The following is a 19,495-nucleotide window of genomic DNA, read 5'->3' on the forward strand; positions in this document are numbered from 1 at the left end:
CCACACCGCCGGCAGCGCCTCCTCGCGCACCGGTGCGGTGCCGGCACCGGCAGCTGGGCGTCGAATACCCGCCGCGCCTCGGTCGCGTACGCCTCGAGCAGCGGGGCGTCGATGCACCCGCCGCGACGGCAGGTCCGCGAGACGCCGGGACGAGGCGAGCGTCGCCGTCACCTGCCGTCGATGGTGTACCCGTCGCCGGCATCGCGCCGCAGTGCCGCCCAGCCGTCGTGGTCGAGCCCGAACACGTCCCGCAGGTACGCGGCGACCGCGGACGCCACCAACTCGACCCGCGCCGGGTCCTCGTCGGTGGTTTCGGCGACGCTCTCGCCGGCGACACCGCCGAGGGTGTGCTCGCCGTCCGCGACGGTGAGCAGGCTCTTCGGCCCCGGACTCAGGTGGTACGCGTCGGTGAACCAGTCCGGCCCGCGGGTGGAGAGCGCGGATTGGTCCCGGCCGCCGGCGACGACCAGCGCCGGCGCGCGCATGGTGGTGTAGTCGGGCCGCATGAACGGCAGGTGCTCGGCCGCGAACGGGGTCAGCGTGTCGCCGGTGCCGGTCGCCGCGATGAGCGCGCCGGCCTTCGCCGCCGGATGACGGAAGTCCGCTCCGGGCACGCCGTCCGCGTCGAGCACCCGGGCGCCGAGGAGGGTACCGACGGTCTGGGCGCCCCAGGAGTGCCCGACGACGGCCACCCGATCGGCGTCGATCCGGGCGTCCAGCCCGTCCGCCTCGGCGAGGATCTTGCCGAGATGGTCGAGGATCGCGTGCAGGTCGGCGATCCGGACCCGCCAGATGGTGCGGTACCGCGGGTCGTCGAGCCCGATGCCGTTGTGGCGGGAGTCGAGGTGGGTGGGCTGGACGACGACGAAGCCCGCCGCCGCCCAGCGGTCGACGAGCGGCTCATAGCCGTCCATCGACCAGGCGTTGCCGTGCGAGAACACGATCACCGGCAGCCGCCGGCCGGACCTCGGTGCGGTGACCTTGACCTGCAGGTCGAGACCTCGGTCGGCGCTGGGGACGGTGATCGGCTTGATCGCGATCAGTTGCTGGGCGAGCTGGGGTGCGGGCATGGCTGCACTGCTTTCCAGGTGTACGGCCCCGCCGATATAGCGGAACGCTGTTCCGCATACTTTAACGGAACAGCGTTCCGGAAACAACCTGGGCTCACCCCTCAGGGCTGGAGGTTCTCCAGATCGGCGAGCAGGCCGGGATGGCTGGGCCGCCAACCGAGCACCTGGCGGGTACGCACGCTGCTGGCCGGCTGGTCCATCGCGAAGATCGGACCGAACGGCCCGAAGTTCTCCACCGGTACCTGCCCGACCGGCAGGCCGAGCCGACGGCCGATGACCGCCGCGATGTCACGCACCGCGTCGCCCTCGTCGGCGACCGCATGCCACGAGCTACCGGCCGGCGCCGACTCGAGCACCAGCCGGAACAGCACCGCCGCGTCGCGCGTGTGCACCGCCGGCCAGCGCTGTGTCCCGTCGCCGGGGTAGCCGACCGTCCCGGTGGCGCGCGCCTGCTCGGTCAGCAGCCCGGCGAACCCTCCCCGGCCGTCGACGTGGACCGTGCGAGGCAACCGGACGGTGGCGCTGCGCACGCCGCGGGACGCCAACGCCAGCAGCGCGGTCACCGCCTTGGCGCGCTCCCCCACCGGCCCCTCGGTCGGGATCGGGTCGTCCTCGGTGGCGACGCGTCCCGGCACCCACGGCGTGCCCGAAACGGCGACGAGCGGGCGATTACTGCCGGCCAGCTCCGCACCCAGCGCGGCGAGCGCGGCCGTCTCCTCGGCCATCGACCGCACGAGCGCCTCCTCGGTGGCGTAGTCGTTGCCGAACGCCAGGCTGATCACCCCGTCGGACCGGGCCGCACCGGCGCGCAGCACGTCGAGGTCGCGCAACTGCCCGCGCAGCACCGTGGCGCCGGCATCGGTGAGCGCCTGCGCGGACTTGTCCGAGCGAGCGAGCGCGAGCACGGTGTGCCCGGCGGCGAGCAGTTCCGGAACGACGGCGGAGCCGACGGTGCCGGTACCGCCGGTGACGAAGACCTGCATGAGCCCTCCCAGTGACGAGACCTTTGTCCCATCACCGTACACGGTGATGGGACCATTGTCCCGTCGCATAGGATGTCGCCATGGCGCGATGGCAACCGGAGACGACCCAGCGGCTGATCGTCGCGGCCGTCGACCTGTTCGGCGAGCAGGGCTACGACGCCACCACCGTCGCGCAGATCGCCGAGCGGGCCGGGGTCACCAAGAGCACCTTCTTCCGGCACTTCTCCGACAAGCGGGAGCTTCTCGTCGCCGGCCAGGAGACGCTGAGCCGGCTGCTCGCCGAGGGCATTGCCGAGGCTCCCGCGGATGCCACCCCGCTGACGGCGGTCGGCCTCGGCCTCGAACGCGTCGCCGGCGCGATGGGGCCGGCGAACCGCGAGCTCGGCCCGCGGCTGAAGGCCGCCGTGGCGGCCAGCACCGAACTGCAGGAACGCGACGCACTCAAGAACATCGGGCTCGCCGCCGCGATGAGCACCGCGCTGCTCGCCCGCGGCGTACCCGAGGCGACCGCGCAGCTGGCGGCCGAGCTGGGCCTGCTCGCCTTCAAGCGCGGTTTCGCACGGTGGACCGAGGACGACCGCACCCACGACCGGGGACTCGCCCACCACGCGCTCGCCGCGCTGCGCGAGCTGCACGCCGCGGCCACCTCGCTCGGCTGAGCCGTACCGGCCCCGTACGCACGGATTCTCGGCGGGACCGTCGGAGTTTCGGCTCCGGCGACGACGATGAGAGCGTGGACCCGAGGCAGTCTCCGGCCGAGGACGCGGGCAGCGCGCTGCTGGCGCTCTACGACCCGGCGCTGCCGCAGGTGTACGGCTACCTGCTGCGTCGCTGCGGAAGCCGCGAGGTAGCCGAGGAGCTGACCTCCGAGACGTTCCTCGCGGCGGTCGACTCGGTGCGCCGCGGCATGCCCCCGCGCATCGACGTCGGCTGGCTGATCGGCGTGGCCCGGCACAAGCTCGCCGACCACTGGCGCCGGCAGGCCCGCGAACAGCGCAACCTGCGGGCCGTCGCGCTCGAACCGACCGCCCAGGACGACCCGTGGGACGACCGGCTGGACGCCCTGCGCGCCCGCGCCACGCTCGACCGGCTCGCCCCGCAGCACCGCGCCGCGCTGACCCTGCGCTACGTCGACGACCTGCCGGTACCGCGGGTCGCGGCGCTGCTCGACCGGACCGTCCGGGCCACCGAGGCGCTGCTCGTCCGGGCCCGGCGCGAGTTCCGGACCGTCTACACCGAGGGAGAGGGGGAGATCGATGACTGACCCGTTCGAGCAGCTGCGCGAACCGGTGACACCGGTGGCCCCCGATCCGGCCTTCGCCCGCGCGCTGCGCGCCCGCGTCGAACGGGCGCTCGCCCTGCCGTCAGGAGTGATCCCGATGACCACGACCATCCCACCCGAGGCCGCGACCACGCCACGGCCGGCCGCCGTCCCCTACCTCGCCGTCGCGGACGCGCGAGCCGCGATCGACTGGTACACCGAGGTTTTCGGTGCGGTGGTCGATGGCGAACCGGTCGTCATGCCGGACGGCCGGATCGGCCACGCCGAGCTGGCCATCGGTGACGGCGTGCTCTACCTGGCCGATGAGCACCCGGAGATCGGTGTCGCCGCGCCGCGGCCGAATGCCGCCGCGGTGAGCCTGGTGCTGCCGGTCGGCGACGCCGACGCGGTACGCGCCGCGGCGATCGACGCCGGCGCCACCGGCGACCGCCCGCCGTACGACGGGTACGGCGAGCGGATGGCGTGGATCGTCGACCCGTTCGGGCACCGCTGGGGGCTGCACTCGCCGCTCCCGGCGGCCGAACCGGCGTACCGGACCGGCGACGTCGGGTACGTGTCGCTGTGGGTACCCGACCGGGACCGGGCCGCCCGGTTCTACCGGGCGGTGCTCGGCTGGGACGTGCCGGCCGGGCCCCGGCGGCACGTCTCCGGACAGCTGCCGGCGATCGGGCTGTGGTCGACCGCCGAGGGCCCGACGCTGTTCTGCTGCTACGCGGTGGCCGACGCGCGCGCGAACGCCGAGGCGGTCCGCGCCGCCGGCGGCCGCGCCGGCGAGCCGATCCCCGAACCGTTCGGCACGGTGGTCGAGTGCGTCGACGACCAGGGCACCGCGTTCGCGATGTACCAGCCGCCGGCAAGCCACGTGGGTGCCCGCCCGCCCGCGAACGGCCGCCGGCACGGCGATCTCGGCTACCTCACCCTGGAGGTCGTCGACTCGGCGAAGGCACGAGCCTTCTACGGATCGGTGCTCGGCTGGCGGTTCGCGCCCGGCAGCGTCCCCGACGGCTGGCAGGTCGAGGGACCGGTACCGATGACCGGCCTGTCCGGTGGGCACGAGCGCGCCACCGCGGTACCGCTGTGGCGGGTCGACGACATCGCGGCGGCCGTGGCCGCGGTCCGGGCGCACGGAGGTACGGCGAGCGACCCCGAGCGGCAGCCGTACGGGCTGACCGCGGACTGCGCCGACGACCAGGGCCTGCGCTTCCACCTCGGCCAGCTCTGACCAGCCGCCTCGCCCGGCGGGCCGGCCGGATCGCCGCCCGCAACCCGGTCAGCGGCGCGCCAGTCCGGCGTTCGGCACGCAGGAGCGGGCGCCGCGCGGCGGTACGGTGTGCGGATGGACTCGCACCGGGTCGTGGTGGTCGGGTACGACAACGCAGAGCTGGTCGACATCGCCTGCGTCACCTCCGCGCTCGCGCTCGCGAACCGGCTCGGCGCCGATCCCCGGTACGAGCTGGTGTTCGCGAACGTCTCGGGTGATCCGGTCCGCTGCGAGACCGGCCTGTCCCTGGCGGCGCAGGCCCGGCTCGACGCGATCCGGCACGCCGACACCGTGATCGTCTCCGGCGGCGACGGTCACCGGGCCGCGGCGCGCGACGCCGAGCTGGTACGCCAGGTCCGGCGGCTCGCCGCCGGCGCGAACCGGGTCGCCTCGGTCTGCACCGGCGCCACCGTGCTCGCCGCGGCCCGGCTGCTGGACGGCAAGCGGGCGACCACGCACTGGCTGTACGCCGCCGAACTGGAACGCTCCTACCCCCGGGTGCGGGTCGATCCGGCACCGATCTTCGTGCGCGACGGGGCGGTGGCCACCTCCGGCGGGGTGACCGCCTCGCTGGATCTGACCCTGGCGTTCATCGAGGAGGACCACGGCGCCGAACTCGCCCGATGGGTGGCCATGGGTATGGTCACCTACCTGCAGCGGCCGGGTAACCAGGCGCAGATGAGCGTGTTCACGTCCGCGCCGCGACCCGACCACGCCACGCTACGGCTGGTGATCGACCACGTGGTCGCGCATCCGGACGCCGACCTGAGCGTCCCGGCCATCGCCGCACACGCGGGCGTCAGCGCGCGCCAGCTGACCAGGCTGTTTCGCGAGCACGCCGGCGAGACCCCGGCCAGCGCGGTACGCCGGATGCGGCTGGAGATCGCGGCGCGGCTGGCCGCGACGACCGACCTGTCGCTGTCCCAGATCGCGCACCGGTGCGGCTTCCGGTCGGCCGAGACCCTGCGCCAGGCGTTCGCCGCCCGGTTCGGGGTCAGCCCGAGACGGTTCCGGTCCACCCAGGTGCGGTCACCGTCGTAGCCCGCTCAGGCCCGCTCCCCGGCCGTGACCGGGGCGCGGCGTGCCAGCGCGACCGCGAACGCGGCGGTGAACGCCAGGTGTACCACCAGGAAGATGCGCGCGAGGTCTCGTGCGTCTCCGGTCACCACGCCCACCACGTCGTTGGCGGCGACGACGCCGAACCCGACGAGGTTGGCCAGCAGGACCGTCCGGCGCAGCGCCGACGGCGATGTCGTACGGGACATCCAGTTCAGCACGGCGATGCCGAGCATCGGACCGCCGAGCAGCCGGAGCAGCGCGAGCAGCTCGGGTGAGGCGTCCTTCGGCACCGCGTCGACGCCGAACTGCGCCGGTACGAACAGCAGCGCCAGCCCGATCGCACCCAGGTAGACGGCGGCGGCGGTGAGCAGGTACTTGACCATGGCGACGTCCCCTCGTCTCGACGTGCTCACCATGATGCGGGCCGAGATCGGACATGGGGCATCTCGGCCGATCCCAGGCCGAAATCCTGGCGTTCCTGTCCCCGACGCTCCGCTTCCGACCTCGACGCGGTCACCAGCAGTGGCCGCCGCGGCCGCGGCGGATCTCTTGCGCTCGGTACTCTACCTATATAGAGTTTTCCTATGGCTCATCGGCGACTCTCTCCCCGCGCCGTGGCGGTCCTGCGGGCCCTCGCCGAGGATCCCGAGAGGTGGCGCTACGGGTACGACCTGTGCAACCAGCTCGGCGTGGCGGCCGGAACGATGTACCCGATCCTGATCCGGCTCGCCGACCGCGGGATGTTGGAGACGAGCTGGGAAACCGAGCGGGTGCCGGGCCGGCCCGCCCGACACCTGTACCGGCTCACCGGCGCCGGCCGGGCCCACGCCGCCTCGCTCGGGCCGGCACCTGCCGCCACCCCGGCGCCGCCGAAACCGGCGCCCGCCGCCACCCCGGCGCCGCCGAAACCGGCACGGTCGCCGCGACGACTGCGATGGGACGGCGCCTGATGCCCATTCTCCTGATACCCGCCGCCCTCCTGACGCTGGCACTCGTGTGGGCGCTGCGGGGCAGCGGCGACCTGCCGTCGCGCATCGTCGCGCTCGCGGCGAGGCGGCTGCCGGCACATCGGGCAGACTGGGGCCAGGCGATGATCGCCGAACTGACCGGGATACCCGGCCGGGGCCGGCGATGGAGGTTCGCCGCCGGCGTGCTGCGGGTGACGCTGTTTCCGCCGCATCGCCGGCCCGGCTGGGTGCTCGCGGGTGCGGCCGCAGGATTGGCCCTTGCCACCGGGGCGACCTGGGTCACCGCCTCGACCGTACCGACCCTGTCGGTCTTCGTTGCCGCGCTGGGCTTCTCGCTGTGTGCCGGTGCCGTCGTCATGGTGACGCGATCGCTGCGGCCGCGGCCTGCTGCGTCCCGTGTGGCGGTCAGCGTGGTCGCGCTCGCCGGTGTCGCGGCCACGGTGACCACCGTGGTCCGGGTCGCATCGGCCCACCCGGCCGCGACCGACGACCACAGCCGGTACGTCGTCTCGGTCCTGTTCGCCGTGATCCTCACCGGCTACCTTGCGGTCGCGGTCACGCCACGCCAGCTGGCCAACGGCGCGAACGCCGCGCTGTGGTGGGGGCTCGCCGGCGCGATGGCCAGCACTGCCGCCTGGACCATCCGCACGCTGACCGGATCTGCCGGTACCGGCGGGATGACGGAGTACCTGTCACCGGTCGCCGCCGCCGCGACGCTGGCTGTGTCGATCGGCGCCGCGACCACCACCCGGAACTGGCGGGCCGGCGCTCGGGCCGGGACGTTGACCGCGATCCTCGGCGCACCGCTCCACTTCACGATCGCGATGACCGCGCTGCTCGGCCAGCACCGCTACACCCTCACCAGCCCGTACGACGTCGCCGCCTTCCCCCACAGCGGCTACCCGGACGTCGCCAGTTATGTCCTCAGCGACGCCCTCGACGGCAACATCCTCGCCGGCCTCGTGCTCTACCCCGTCGTCCTGATCGCTCTCGCCAGCCTCGCCGCGCTGGCGAGCACCGGCCTGCGACAGCTCACGACCAGGAACTCCGCGCAACCCACCGGTTAGCCACCAGCACGTCGTGCGGCGGGTTTGTCGGTGGTCGGACCTAGCATGCGGAGCATGACGCGATACGTCGACGAGGACCTGAGCGGTGCGGAGTTCCGCGAGTGCGACCTGACCGGGGCACGCCTGATCGGCGTGGTCATGCAGGATGCGGTGATCGACGGGCTCGTCACCAACCTCGAGGTGAACGGTGTCGAGGTCACCGGGTACGTCGAGGCGGAGCTCGACCGGCGGCATCCGGTGCGAGTGCTGATCCGCTCGGAAGACCCCGCCGACCTGCGCGAGGCGGCGCGGCAGCTCCGCGCCGGCTGGACCGCCACGATCGGGCGCATCCGTCGCACGCCCGGCATCGAGCGCCGCAGCGTGAACGACGAGTGGTCGGCGGCGCAGACGCTGCGCCACCTGGTCTTCGTGCACGACTCCTGGTTCCGCCGCTGCTGCCTGGGCTCGACGGAGCCGTTCACGCCGATGGGCATCGGGCCGGACGTCGAGCCCTACCGTGATGCGCACGGGATCGACCGCTCGCTCGTTCCGGAACTCGACGAGATCGTGCGGGTGCGTGACGCGCAGGCCGCCGCACTCGAGGACTGGCTGGCCGAGGTCACCGCTGCGCAGCTCGCAGCGCCGGCGCCGGTGCCCGACGACGATGTTTGGCCGCCGTACGCCCGCGGCCGCTCGGTGCGGCAGTGCCTCGGCACGGTGCTCAACGAAACCTTCGAGCACCACGGCTTCTGCGTCCGCGACCTCGACCTGATCGAAGCACAGGACGCCGGGTAGCCCCCCACGGGGCCCTCGCGTGGACGGCGGGCGCTGCCGGCTCGCTCGGGGGCAGGGGTTCGGCGGGACGTGTGGAATACCAGCCGGTTGCCGAACGGATCAGGTATGTCGAGGTCGTCGCCCCAGGGTTGCGCGTCGAGCCCGATGCGCAGCGGGTACACCGGACTGTCGGCCAGTTCGCGTTGCAGCCGGCGCACGTCCGACACCGCGATACGCACCGCCGAACCCGGGGTCCCGTCGCCGTGGTGCTCGCTCAGATGCAGTACGCAGCCCTGCCGGGAGACCTGTTGGTACAGGGGCATTCCCGTCGCGAACCGGTGTTCCCAGTCCACCGTGAAGCCGAGGAACTCGACGTAGAACCGGCGCGCCTCGGCGCCGGGGAAGGCCCGCAGGATCGGTACGGTGACCGGGGCCGGGTCGGGGCGCCACGCTGCCGCACAGGTGTTCCAGTCGCGGTAGCCCAACTGCCCGGCGACGATCTCGAGCGCCTGGCTGTGCGGGATGTCGAACCCGAATGCACCGCGACGCTGGGCGGGTCGTACCGCAGGACGCCAGTGCGGGATCGACCCACGACGGGCTGCGGCGGTTTCGTCCCGCTGCTTCAACGGGACGGTGGAACGTGCGGTGCCCTCACGCCAGTCGGCCGGGGTGCCCGCAAACCGGCCGACCGGTGATGGAGGGACGTGGCTGCGGCTGATCGCGTGTCGGGTGACAGTGCGCGAGGCCACACGATATCGCGATGCCGTCCATATTCGTCTGGTCTACCATACAAAAAAAATGAGTCGCCGACCCGCGCCGACCCGCGCCGACCCGCGCCGACCCGCGCCGACCCGCGCCGTCGGGTGCCGCTGGTCAGCCGTTCAGACACGTCATCCAGAGGATCCGAGGGACCTGGCCCCGAGACGATCCGGCAACCTGCCACGGAATTCCGCAGCGGCAAGGTGCCAACGCCAGGAGCGATGAGAGAGGTGGCCATGCGTCCGTTCTTCGAGGTACCGCCGCTGGACGGCCACCTGGTTCGGCTCGAACCGCTGTCCGTCCGGCACGCGGCCGACCTGGCTGCTACCGCCGATGACGACCGCACCAGCTACGACTTCACGCTGGTGCCGCACGCCGACGAGGTCGCCGGCTACATCACCGCGCAGCATGAGCGGATGGCGCAGGGCCTGGTGCCGTTCGCGCAGGTCCGGCGCTCCGACGGACGCGCGGTGGGCTGCACCGCGTTCTGGGACCCCCGATACTGGCCCGGGCGCGAGGACTTGCGCGCCATCGAGATCGGCTTCACCTGGCTCGGTGCGGCGGCGCAGGGTTCCGGAATCAACGCCGAGGCGAAGCTGCTCCTGATGACGTACGCGTTCGAGACGCTGGCGGTGTCCCGGGTCGATCTGAAGACCGACGCTCGCAACACGCGGTCCCGCGCCGCGATCGCCGCTCTCGGGGCCACGTTCGAGGGGGTGTTACGCGGATGGTCGATGTCCTGGGCGCCAGGCGAAAGCGGCCAGCTGCGCGACTCCGCCATGTACTCGGTGCTCGCCGTGGAGTGGGGCGCGGTCAAGCAGGCACTGGCCGGCCGGGTCGACCGGCAGCGGTCCGCCGCTCGCGGCGGACGCCCGGCATGAGTGCGCGGCAGGCGGCCGGCGATCGGCATACCGGCCCGGCAGAAGTGGCGGCGACGGTTCGACCAGGGGACGAGGGGGCCGTCGGGAACGACGCCGGCCCGGAGCTGTCCAGTGAGCTTCGGGCCCTGGCGGCCGAGGCCGCGGCCGTCGACGGGGTCGCGCGCATCCTCGGCCGGCTGTCCCGTCGCCTCGACGGCACGGCGCTGCTGTGGGATCCGACCGGCGGGCCGAGCAGTGCGCGTCCGCAGCTGCCGCCGGGAATCCTGGCGAAGGTCGATGCGGTCTCCAGCGGCCGGTTGGGCGCGCTGTCGGTGTCGGCGGACGGACGTGAGCTGTCCGCCCTGCCGGTCACCGGGCGCCGGCCCCACCCGGTACTCGTCGTGCAGCGAAGTGCGCACCGGCGGCCGTTCACCGCCGCCGAGCGCGCCCTGATGTCCGCGGCGACGGTACCGCTGGGCCTTGCCCTGCGGGAGCGGGTGGTTCGGGACCGGGCGGCTCGGCTGGATCGGGTCGAGGCGCGCAACCGCGAGGCGGTGCTGTACCTCCTGCAGGCCGGTGCGACCTCGGGCGCGTGCCGGGCCGCGGCGGCGCTCGGTCTGCGGCTGTCGGAGACCATCCGGGTGCACCTGCTGGAATGCGCCGGGCGGTCGGTCGCCGAGGCCGTCCGCTGGTGCAACGACGTGGCTGCGGGGAGCGGGTGGGCGACGCGTTGCCCGGCGTACCGGCGGCAGATCGTGGTGGTGGCACAACCGGACGCCGATGATCTGGTCCGCGCGCTGCGCGAACGGGCCGGGGCCGATGCCTCCTTCCACGTCGGTACCAGCCACGCGGTGCCGGTCACGGACTTCGCCACCGCCTACCGGCATGCGTTCCACGCGCTGTGCGTTGCGCGGCATCGCCCCGGACGGTACGCGGAGTTCCGGAGCCGGGGCGAGCTGGCCGACATCCTCGCCGACGCGGGCGGGGCGTGGGCCACGCGGACGCTGGCACCGCTGCGGGCGCACCGGCCGGCACGCAGCCACGATCCCGACGCCGCGGAGCTGATCGACACGCTGACCTCGTGGCTGGTGCTGCGCAGCCGTGCGGCGCGACAGCTCGGACTGCATCGCAACACACTCGCATCGAGGCTGCGACTGATCGAGTCCATCCTGGGGGTGACGCTGTCCGACATCACCGTCCAGGCTCGGCTGCATCTCGCGATCCAGATGCAGGGGCCGTCGGGCGACCCCGAAGTGAGCCTCGTCGAGCTGCTGACCCGGCCCGAGGCGCAGCACTGGGCGGCCGAGCAGCGGGCGATGCTGCGGGGTTCGGACCCGCGGCTGGCGCACACCGTACGGACGTGGCTGCGGCACGGTGCGCTGATCACGTCGACCGCGGCCGCGCTGGGGGTGTCGCCCTCCGGGGTGCGCAAGCGCCTGGTCCGGGTCGAACAACTCCTGCAGCGCGCGGTGCTGGACGCCCCCACCGCGCAGTACGACCTCTGTCTCGCCCTGCTCTGCGCCCCCGACCCCGGCCCGCCCGCTGCCGCCGCATCCGCCCGGGCCGAACGGCCGTTGCAGCTCGGCGCGACACGGATCGGTCCCGCCGACCCCGCTTCCTCGGGCTGCTCCGCGAGGCCGAGCAGCACGCCACGGCCGCGGGTTTCGCACGCATCAGGCTCGGCACCCACGAGGTCCTGACCGAAGCGACGGCGCTGCACCGGTCGGCCGGGTACCGCGAGACCGCCTCGTACGGCGATGCCGCCCACACCCACCGCTGGTTCGGCAAGCGGCTCGACCCGCGAACCTCCGAGCCGTCCTGATCGGCGAGGCCGTCGTTGGTGACCGAGGGCCGTCGGAGCCGCCCGAGCACCTCGCCGGAACGCCAACCGCGGCGGGTCGATGGTCACGAGTGCAAGGTTGCACCCCGACGGCGCGGTCCGCTTCCGGTGCGCTCGTGCACCGATGCCACCAGCGCACGGAACCGGGCCGAACCGCGCGTCGCCGCACGACCGGCCCGGGCCGTACCCTGCAAGCGACGCGGCACCCAGCCGCGTTGCTCTGCTACGGAACGAAACGGAGATCCGCGTCGTGGTGCGTCCACCGGGGTCGGAGCGACCGCTCTACGTCCGCATCGCCATGTCGCTCAAGGCCCGGATCCTCGCGGGTACCTACCAGCCCGGAAGTCGGCTGCCGGCCGAGGAGCGGTTGACAGACAGCTTCCGCGCCAGCCGCAGCACCATCCGGCAGGCCATCGCCGATCTCCGCGCGACCGGGTATGTCACCAGTCGACAGGGATCGGGAACGTTCGTCGCCGACCCGTTGCCGATCGATCCGTTGTCGCCGCGCTCCGGCCCGGTGTACACCGGTTTCCTCGACGATCTGGACCACGAGGCCCACCATGTGCACGAGATCCACCGCACCCGTCGCGTCGTCGCCGCCGATGCGCGGCTCGCCGCGCAACTGCGGATCCCGGTCGGCAGCGGCGCGGTGCGCTTTCGGGGCGTCCGGGTGCGCGAGGGCAGGATCTACGGCGTCGCCGTCGACACGATCCCGGCCGAGATCGCCGGGCACATCGACGCTGCGGTACGCAAGCGCACCCCGACGATCGTGGATGCGTTGGAGGCGGTCGGATACCGCGGGCACGAGAGCCTGCAACGCGTCGAGCCGGTCGCGTTGGACGACGCCACGGCCAGGCTGTGCCAGCGGCGCGCGGGCGAACCGGCGCTGGCCATGACCGGGACCGGCTACGGCGTCGACGGCACACCCATCGACGCCTACACCCTCACGGTGGTCAGCGGGTACGGCATCGGGCTGCACCTGGTGCGCGCCAGCGAACCGAGGGCGGACGACCTCGCTCGGTAGCGCCACTACGCTGCGGCGAGCTCGGCTCGGATCCGCTCCTTGGTCCGGCCGTCTGCGTACGACGCGTCCAGCGCGTTGCGTTGCAGCCCCAGCAACGTGTCCCGGCTCAGACCGTGGACCCGGTGGGCCAGGTCCAGCTCGTCGGTCAGCGTGGTCTGGAAGTACGCCGGATCGTCGGTATTGAGCGTCACGACGAGTCCCGCGTCGAGCATCGCCGTGATCGGGTGCGCCGGTACACCGTCGACCAGCTTCAACCGGGCGTTCGAGGTGATGGCCACATCGAGCGGGATCCTGTTGACGGCAAGGTACTCGACCAGGGCCGGGTCCTCCAGGCAGCGCAAGCCGTGCCCGATGCGCGCCGCGCGCAGCGTTCGCACCGCGCCCCAGATGCTGTCCGGCCCGACCGTCTCGCCGGCGTGCGGCAACGCCGCGAGCCCGCTGGCCCGGGCCCGCTGGAACGACGAGGCGAACAGATCCGGCGGGAAGCCGTCCTCGATCCCGCCGAGGCCGAGCCCCACCACACCGGACGGCGCCTGCGGCCCCAGCAGGTACCCGATGGTGAACTCCGCGGCCGGATCCTCCGACTCGCGGGAGATGTCGCACACCCAGGCTAGCTCCCAGCCCGTACCTTTCGCGGGCCCGGCGACGACCCTCGTCCAGCCCCTCCCGGTACTCCGACATGCTCACGCCGCGCCGGTGATGGTTGATCGGCGACGTCGTGACCTCGGCATAGCGGACGTTCTGGCCGGCGAGCTCGGCGGCGAGAGCCACCACCGCATCGGTGAAGTCCTCCGCGGTGCGAAGCACGGACAGTCCGGCGAAGAACAGCGACGCGAAGTCGGGGAAGCCATCGAAGCTGTACCGCTGGGCCAGCTCGGCGGGCGACTCCGCCCCGACGTCGACCCCGTTGCGGGAGGCAAGCCGGAACAGCGTTCTCGGTCGCAGCGACCCTTCCAGGTGCACGTGCAACTCGATCTTGGGCAGTGCACGCAGCCAGTCACTCGTGTCGTCGTCAGCACACATGTCGCGCGTACCCATCTCGTCGGCGGGTGTCCGGCCAGGCACCGGGACCTTCGGTGCGCACGGCAGCGGAACGCTGCCCGGTCGCCGCCGCGACGGTGAGCCGACCGCGAACCGGCAGAGCGGGCGTGTTGCCGACGCTAGGCCCGGCCGGTTGCGCCCGCCAGTCGCACTCTGCACAGTGCCCGGCCCGGCTGGTACCCGATCGCCTACCGGTGAGGCCGCCCTCGGGAGGGCGAGGACAGAACGACCGTAAGGCCACTATCGGGACACACTATTGCTGTCGGATCGAGTCGGCACCAGGGACGAGAAAGCCCGCCATCGGCGTTCAGCCTGGTGGCGGGCTAATTCTCAAGGGTGGAGCTGAGGGGACTCGAACCCCTGACCCCCACACTGCCAGCGCCGCCGGGACACTCCCCTGACCAGCGAGAACACCCGAACCTGCAGCTCAGACGCGGCAACTGCCAACCGTTGACCAACGTTCGTCGCACCTCACTGACCTTCGCCTCTCCAGAAATCCTCCACCACACCAAGTGTTTGGCGGACTTGACACCCAGAGCTTCGTCAGCCGGCAGGCTAGCTACCGTCCGTGGGAGTGTCCGGAACTTTGTGGGTGGGGCCGGTGATCGTCTTCTAGTTTTCGGTGATGCGGTCGCCGTAGTAGAGGGCGAGTTGGTTGAGCGCGGTCTTCCAGCCGCTGGTTTTACCAGTCACGTTGGCCCCGGTCGGGTTTCGGGTCGCGGACGACCAGGTACAGCACCTTCAACGCGGCCTGCTCGTGGCCGAAGTGCCCGCGTCGGCGGGTGGCTTGCCGCAGCCGGGAGTTGAGTGACTCGATGGCGTTGGTGGTGTAGACCACCCGGCGGATCTCCGGCGGGAACGCCAGGAACGGGGTGAACTGCTCCCACGCGCTGCGCCACAGCTTGATGATGACCGGATACCGGTCACCCCAGTCTGCTTCGAACTGCTCGAACCGCTGCTCGGCGGCCTCGACAGTCGGCGCGGTGTAGACGATCCGCAGCGCTGTGGTGATCTGCCCCCAGTGCGCCTTGGAGGCATACCGCAGACTCGCCCGGACCAGGTGCACGACATACAGCTGCACGGTGGCCCGCGGCCAGATCTCGGTCACCGACTCGGGAAGTCCTTTGAGCCCGTCACAGGCCACGATGCACACATCCGCCACGCTCCGGTTACGCAGCTCGGCAAGGCACGCCATCCCATGCTTGGCGGCCTCACCGCCGGTGCCGACCCACATGCCCAGCACGTCGCGTTCGCCGGCCAGGTTGACCCCGACCGCCACATACACCGGACGGTTGGACACCTGCCCGTCACGGATCTTGACATACAGCGCGTCAATCAGCAGCACCGTATACACGCGGCAGGTTCTAGCGATCGTTGCGAATCCTGATCGGAAGGACTCGCCGTGGCCCGTTACGCGTGGAACAAGGCTTCGCTGCAGACCAAGCGCCGGTTCTTTGAGTTGATCCGCCAGGGCATCAGTGGCCAGGCCGCCTCGTTCGCGGTCGGCGTGTCGCCGAGCTGTGGCTCGTTGTGGTTCATCGACGCTGACCGGGTGAGCTTCATCGAGCACCCGATCAGCCGCCGTTATTTCAGTCAGGACGACCGGATCGAGATCGCCGAGGGGTTGGCGGTCGGCGAGAAGGTCGCCGCGATTGCCGATCGGATCGGCAAGAGCCTTCAGAGCGTCTACCGCGAGATCAAACGCAACAGCAAGCCTGACGGCAGTTATCAGCCGTGGTTCGCGCACAACCAGGCCTACCTACGTCGTCGACGCCCGAGGCAGCATCGATTCGCAGCTGACGAGGAGTTGCGTTGCGTCGTGGCCGGCAAGCTGAGGCTGGAGTGGTCACCGGCACAGATCGCCCGATGGCTGCGTCGGCGATGGCCCAAGAGGCGCTCCTGGCACGTCTGCGTCGAGACGATCTACGAGGCCGTCTACCGAGGCCTGATCGTCGTGGCTGACCGGATGACCTTGCGAACTGGGCGAGTCTACCGACACCGGCGAGGCCGCGGCCGCACGCGCGACGGCGCGTTGAAGCAGTCGACGAACATGAAGACCATCCACGAAAGACCCGCCGCTGTCGAGTCTCGCGAGCAGCTCGGGCATTGGGAAGGCGACCTGATCATCGGTTCCGGCCTGCGGTCGGCGATCGCCACGCTCGTCGAGCGCAAGAGCCGACTCACACTGCTCGTTCCGCTGCGTGATGGCCACACGGCGCCCCAGGTCGGCGACGCGCTGATCGCGACCTTCACCACGTTGCCGCCGTCGCTGCGTCGAACGCTGACCTGGGACCAGGGCAACGAAATGTTCCACCACGAACGCATCGAGCGAGAGACCGGGCTCAAGATCTACTTCGCCGACGCTCATTCGCCCTAGCAGCGGGGCAGCAACGAGAACACCAACGGGCTGCTACGTCAGTACTTCCCCAAAGGCACCGACCTACGAATCGTCACCGACCAGCGCATCCGAGAGGTCACCGACCGGCTCAACCAACGCCCGCGTCTGTGCCTCGACGACCGCACTCCCGATCAGTTGATGGCACGATGGCGACGTCACCTCCTCGCACGTTGACTCGCAACGATCGCTAGAAACCGCCCGCGGTCCAACGGCCACGCCTGCCACACCGCGAGTTCTTCGGTGACCTAGTCGGTCACCCGCGACACCAGATCCCGCGACACCTCCACGTCATAGATCTCCGCCAGATGCGCCTGGATCTGCCCGGTCGTCAATCCCTTGGCACACAAGCTGATGATCGCCTCATCAAACCCCTCCAGACGGCGGGCCTGCTTGGGCACGATCCGCGGAGCGAAGCTACCCGCCCGATCCCGCGGCACCCGCAGCCGCACCGGCCCGACCTCGGTACGCACCGTCTTGGCCGAGGTCCCGTTGCGCTGGTTGTCGGCCCCGGCCGGCGGGATCTGCCCACCTTCATAGCCCAGATGCTCGGCCATCTCGGCTTCCAACGCGGTCTGCAACACGGTGCGGATCACCTGCTGCAACAGCCCGCCCTCACCCACCAGCGACACACCCTCGGCCCGGGCCCGCTCGATCAACTCCCGCACGATCCGCACATCCAAGCCCGCTCCCGACGCTGCCGCCGGGACAGCCGCCTGACCAGCGGAATCCTCCGCCACTGACTCCAACTCCGACACAGACGATCCTTCCCGCCGAGACGCCCGCCCCAGCACTCTGGATCACCAGCCCACCCACAAAATCCCGGACAGGCCCTACTCCGGTCAGCCCCGTAGTACACGAGCCGTAGCGCTGGCGCTTCGTTGGTCTGCCGCGTGGCTGTGTCCTGCCGGTTGGTTACCTACCAAGTCCAGGTTGTTGGAGATGTTGGAGGTCCCGCAACTCCAGCTCGGGGCCTGGTAGCGCACCGACGGACGGGGTCGCGCGTAGGCCGGCGAGCATGACGTCGGCGTGGCGATGGTCGAGTTGCTGTTGGATGTCCGGGGGAATCGAGCCAGGTAGCGGCCGGGACAGGCGCACAAGGAGCAGCGCGATGTCCCCGAAGGTGACGCCTGTACGCAGCGTGCCTTGTGCTTGGGCCGTGTGGAGGAGGCCCTCGACCAGTTCGGTGGATCTCATCCGAGGTTCATTGATCTCGGGGTCATTGAGATCGAGCCGGTCGAGCAGCGTGGGGATGACGACCGAAGTTCGCAGATCGAGCACTGCGTGAACGTAGGCAGCGAGGGCTTCGATCGGGTCGTGGTGATCGCGCTGAGCTTGCTCGGCCGCCTCGGCGGTGTCGGTGAGGGCCCGCAGCACCACCGCACGCATGAGAGCGGCACGGTCGGGGAAGTGCCGGTACAGCGTGGCGATGCTGACCTCCGCCCGGCGGGCGATCTCTTCGAGCGAGGCCGTGGCGCCCTGCTCGACAAACACATCGCGGGCTGCGTTGAGCAGCGAGGCGCGGTTGCGCCGGGCGTCTGAGCGCATCGAGGCTCCCTCCTTGTTGCCAGTGGAACGTACCACTAGACGTAGGGTCCCCCTTCGGTTAGATTCGTAGGGTACCCCTACGTTTTGGAGGCGCGTGATGGACAGCGTGCACGCGATGACAGCACGCACCGTGCCGCAGAGTCGGCGATGGATCGTTCTCCTGGTGATCGCGGCCGCGCAGTTGATGACGGCTCTCGACGCGACGATCGTCAACATCGCCCTGCCCTCGGCCCAAGAGGCACTCGGTTTCAGCGACGCTCAGCGTCAATGGGTCGTCACGGGATACACCTTGTGCTTTGCGGGGCTTCTCCTCCTCGGCGGCAGGCTGGCCGACACCTTCGGCCGACGCCGGATGTTCCAGGTCGGTCTGCTCGGATTCGGGTTGGCGTCCCTGCTGGCGGGAGTCGCGCCCAGCCTCCCCGTCCTGATCGCGGGCCGGGCCGCCCAGGGCGTATTTGCGGCACTGATCGCCCCGACTGCGCTGTCTTTGCTCGCGGTGACATTCAGCGAACCGAAGCAGCGGGCCCGGGCGTTCGCCGTCTACGGCGCGGTGGCCAGCAGCGGCGCAGCATCCGGCCTGTTGCTCGGCGGGGTCCTCACCGAGTATCTGGATTGGCGCTGGTGTCTGTTCGTGAACGCTGCGGTCGCCCCCGTCGTGTTGCTCGCCGGGCGATGGGCGCTTCCCGACCCGCCGCGGTTCGAAACGGCTCGCATCGACGTGCCGTCCACCGTGTTGGCCACCGGCGGGTTGGCTGCCGTCGTGTTCGGGTGCAGCAGGGCGGCCGAGGATGGTTGGACCTCGACGGCGGTTCTGGGCGGGCTGGTCGCTGGTGGCTTTGCGCTGGGCGGCTTCGTGCTCCGACAGACGCGCGTGCCGGCACCGCTACTGCCGTTGCCGCTGTTCCGCGACCGCGGGCGCGTTAGCGCCTATGTCGCGGTCGCGGTCGCGGTCGTCGGGGTGTTCGGGATGTTCCTTTTGCTTACCTACTATCTGCAGGGCGTCCTTGGATACTCGCCGGCACGGGCCGGGGTGGCGGTGTTGCCGCTGGCACTGGCAAACGCACTCAGCGGCTATCAGCTCGGCAACCGGCTGATGTCCCGCGTCGCGCCGCGCTCACTGATCGCCGGTGGTCTGCTGGTCGCGGCCTGCGGACTGGCGGTGATGAGCCGCCTGAGTTCGGGTAGCAGCTACTTTTCGGTCGTCTTGCCCGCCGAGGTGCTGGTGGGCGTAGGGCTAGGAGCGATCTTCCCGCCTGCGTTCCGGCTCGCGGTGCACGGCATTGCTCCGCGCGATGCCGGCGTCGCGTCGGCGCTGGCGAACATCGCTACTCAGGTTGGCAGCTCAATCGGCGTCGCAGTGCTGAATACGATCGCCGTCACCGCCACCGCTGCGTACGCGGCAGCGCACGCATCCGCCGCCCGCCCCTCCACCGCAGCGCTCATCCACGGCTACGCAACCGCCGCCGCCAGTGCGGCGGTGCTACTCGCCGCCGCTGCCGTACTGGTGTTCATTGAGCCCTTTTCATCGTGGTGGGGATGTGTTGGGCCGCTGGGGATCGAGACGGGTTCGTGACCGAGAGGGGCG

19 protein-coding genes, 2 pseudogenes and 1 riboswitch are annotated in these 19,495 nt (G+C 71.2%); of the genes and pseudogenes, 12 read left to right on the forward strand and 9 right to left on the reverse strand.

Annotated elements, in window-relative coordinates:
* Positions 1–167: 167 nt before the first annotated feature.
* The gene (locus Asera_RS31715; protein WP_030447266.1) at positions 168–1,070 is read right to left on the reverse strand and encodes an alpha/beta hydrolase family protein; all 903 of its coding nucleotides are present in this window, start codon (positions 1,068–1,070) and stop codon (positions 168–170) included.
* A gap of 101 nt (positions 1,071–1,171) precedes the next feature.
* Complete coding sequence (locus Asera_RS31720; protein WP_030447267.1) at positions 1,172–2,053, reverse strand: SDR family oxidoreductase; 882 nt, start codon at positions 2,051–2,053, stop codon at positions 1,172–1,174.
* An 80-nt stretch (positions 2,054–2,133) separates the two neighbouring features.
* On the opposite strand from Asera_RS31720, the gene Asera_RS31725 reads away from it, so the two are divergent.
* From Asera_RS31725 to Asera_RS31740, 4 genes are all read left to right on the forward strand, one after another.
* Positions 2,134–2,712, forward strand: a complete 579-nt coding sequence (locus tag Asera_RS31725) for a TetR/AcrR family transcriptional regulator (protein ID WP_030447268.1) — start codon at positions 2,134–2,136, stop codon at positions 2,710–2,712.
* Positions 2,713–2,786: 74 nt separating this feature from the next.
* Entirely contained in the window at positions 2,787–3,317 is a 531-nt protein-coding gene (locus Asera_RS31730) for an RNA polymerase sigma factor (RefSeq protein ID WP_030447269.1), read from the forward strand.
* Positions 3,310–4,557 (forward strand): VOC family protein, encoded by a 1,248-nt coding sequence (locus Asera_RS31735; RefSeq protein ID WP_051802470.1) that lies wholly within the window; start codon positions 3,310–3,312, stop codon positions 4,555–4,557. Before Asera_RS31730 ends, Asera_RS31735 begins: the two co-directional genes overlap by 8 nt.
* Positions 4,558–4,671: 114 nt before the next feature.
* Positions 4,672–5,637, forward strand: coding sequence for a GlxA family transcriptional regulator (locus Asera_RS31740; RefSeq protein ID WP_030447271.1), 966 nt, complete (start codon positions 4,672–4,674; stop codon positions 5,635–5,637).
* Positions 5,638–5,642: 5 nt separating this feature from the next.
* Here Asera_RS31740 and Asera_RS31745 read toward each other — a convergent pair whose 3' ends face one another.
* Positions 5,643–6,038: a hypothetical protein gene (locus Asera_RS31745; RefSeq protein WP_030447272.1), complete on the reverse strand. Its 396-nt coding sequence runs from the start codon at positions 6,036–6,038 to the stop codon at positions 5,643–5,645.
* Positions 6,039–6,239: 201 nt separating this feature from the next.
* Between Asera_RS31745 and Asera_RS31750 the strand changes: the two genes are divergently transcribed.
* From Asera_RS31750 to Asera_RS31760, 3 genes are read left to right on the forward strand one after another with little or no spacing between them, the layout of a single operon-like run.
* A complete protein-coding gene (locus Asera_RS31750) occupies positions 6,240–6,605 on the forward strand; it encodes a PadR family transcriptional regulator (protein ID WP_030447273.1) in 366 nt (121 codons plus the stop codon).
* Entirely contained in the window at positions 6,605–7,690 is a 1,086-nt protein-coding gene (locus Asera_RS31755; RefSeq protein WP_157034926.1) for a hypothetical protein, read from the forward strand. Before Asera_RS31750 ends, Asera_RS31755 begins: the two co-directional genes overlap by 1 nt.
* 54 nt (positions 7,691–7,744) lie before the next feature.
* Positions 7,745–8,464, forward strand: a complete 720-nt coding sequence (locus Asera_RS31760; protein WP_051802471.1) for a DinB family protein — start codon at positions 7,745–7,747, stop codon at positions 8,462–8,464.
* An 80-nt stretch (positions 8,465–8,544) separates the two neighbouring features.
* Here Asera_RS31760 and Asera_RS33455 read toward each other — a convergent pair.
* Positions 8,545–9,192, reverse strand: a pseudogene (locus Asera_RS33455) (glyoxalase superfamily protein); the annotation flags it as partial.
* A gap of 138 nt (positions 9,193–9,330) precedes the next feature.
* Positions 9,331–9,430, forward strand: a riboswitch (SAM riboswitch).
* An 8-nt stretch (positions 9,431–9,438) separates the two neighbouring features.
* Between Asera_RS33455 and Asera_RS31765 the strand changes: the two are divergent.
* The 3 genes from Asera_RS31765 to Asera_RS31775 all read left to right on the forward strand — a co-directional run bounded on the left by Asera_RS31765 (position 9,439) and on the right by Asera_RS31775 (position 12,926).
* Entirely contained in the window at positions 9,439–10,083 is a 645-nt protein-coding gene (locus Asera_RS31765) for a GNAT family N-acetyltransferase (protein ID WP_030447276.1), read from the forward strand.
* The gene (locus Asera_RS31770; RefSeq protein WP_084131873.1) at positions 10,080–11,762 is read left to right on the forward strand and encodes a helix-turn-helix domain-containing protein; all 1,683 of its coding nucleotides are present in this window, start codon (positions 10,080–10,082) and stop codon (positions 11,760–11,762) included. The genes Asera_RS31765 and Asera_RS31770 overlap by 4 nt, the downstream gene beginning before the upstream one ends.
* A gap of 390 nt (positions 11,763–12,152) precedes the next feature.
* Complete coding sequence (locus Asera_RS31775; protein ID WP_030447278.1) at positions 12,153–12,926, forward strand: GntR family transcriptional regulator; 774 nt, start codon at positions 12,153–12,155, stop codon at positions 12,924–12,926.
* A 5-nt stretch (positions 12,927–12,931) separates the two neighbouring features.
* Here the strand turns inward: Asera_RS31775 and Asera_RS33755 are convergent, their stop codons facing one another.
* The 3 genes and pseudogenes from Asera_RS33755 to Asera_RS31790 form a co-directional block, all read right to left on the reverse strand.
* On the reverse strand, positions 12,932–13,531 hold the full coding sequence (locus tag Asera_RS33755) for an adenosine deaminase family protein (RefSeq protein WP_084131877.1): 600 nt from the start codon (positions 13,529–13,531) through the stop codon (positions 12,932–12,934).
* A 19-nt stretch (positions 13,532–13,550) separates the two neighbouring features.
* Positions 13,551–13,964, reverse strand: a pseudogene (locus Asera_RS34095) (hypothetical protein); the annotation flags it as partial.
* A 685-nt stretch (positions 13,965–14,649) separates the two neighbouring features.
* Positions 14,650–15,321, reverse strand: coding sequence for an IS256 family transposase (locus tag Asera_RS31790; RefSeq protein WP_211255627.1), 672 nt, complete (start codon positions 15,319–15,321; stop codon positions 14,650–14,652).
* A 48-nt stretch (positions 15,322–15,369) separates the two neighbouring features.
* On the opposite strand from Asera_RS31790, the gene Asera_RS31795 reads away from it, so the two are divergent.
* Positions 15,370–16,344 (forward strand): IS30 family transposase, encoded by a 975-nt coding sequence (locus Asera_RS31795; RefSeq protein WP_244844117.1) that lies wholly within the window; start codon positions 15,370–15,372, stop codon positions 16,342–16,344.
* A 266-nt stretch (positions 16,345–16,610) separates the two neighbouring features.
* Here the strand turns inward: Asera_RS31795 and Asera_RS31800 are convergent, their stop codons facing one another.
* Both Asera_RS31800 and Asera_RS31805 read right to left on the reverse strand, forming a co-directional pair.
* Positions 16,611–17,120 carry an IS256 family transposase gene (locus Asera_RS31800; RefSeq protein WP_051802473.1) on the reverse strand — a complete coding sequence of 170 codons (510 nt, stop codon included), beginning with the start codon at positions 17,118–17,120 and terminating at the stop codon, positions 16,611–16,613.
* A 157-nt stretch (positions 17,121–17,277) separates the two neighbouring features.
* Positions 17,278–17,910, reverse strand: coding sequence for a TetR/AcrR family transcriptional regulator (locus Asera_RS31805; RefSeq protein ID WP_051802474.1), 633 nt, complete (start codon positions 17,908–17,910; stop codon positions 17,278–17,280).
* A 97-nt stretch (positions 17,911–18,007) separates the two neighbouring features.
* On the opposite strand from Asera_RS31805, the gene Asera_RS31810 reads away from it, so the two are divergent.
* The gene (locus Asera_RS31810) at positions 18,008–19,483 is read left to right on the forward strand and encodes an MFS transporter (protein ID WP_051802490.1); all 1,476 of its coding nucleotides are present in this window, start codon (positions 18,008–18,010) and stop codon (positions 19,481–19,483) included.
* The last annotated feature ends 12 nt before the right edge of the window (positions 19,484–19,495 follow it).

Origin of the sequence: Actinocatenispora sera, assembly GCF_018324685.1 — a bacterium.
GTDB lineage: Bacteria > Actinomycetota > Actinomycetes > Mycobacteriales > Micromonosporaceae > Actinocatenispora > Actinocatenispora sera.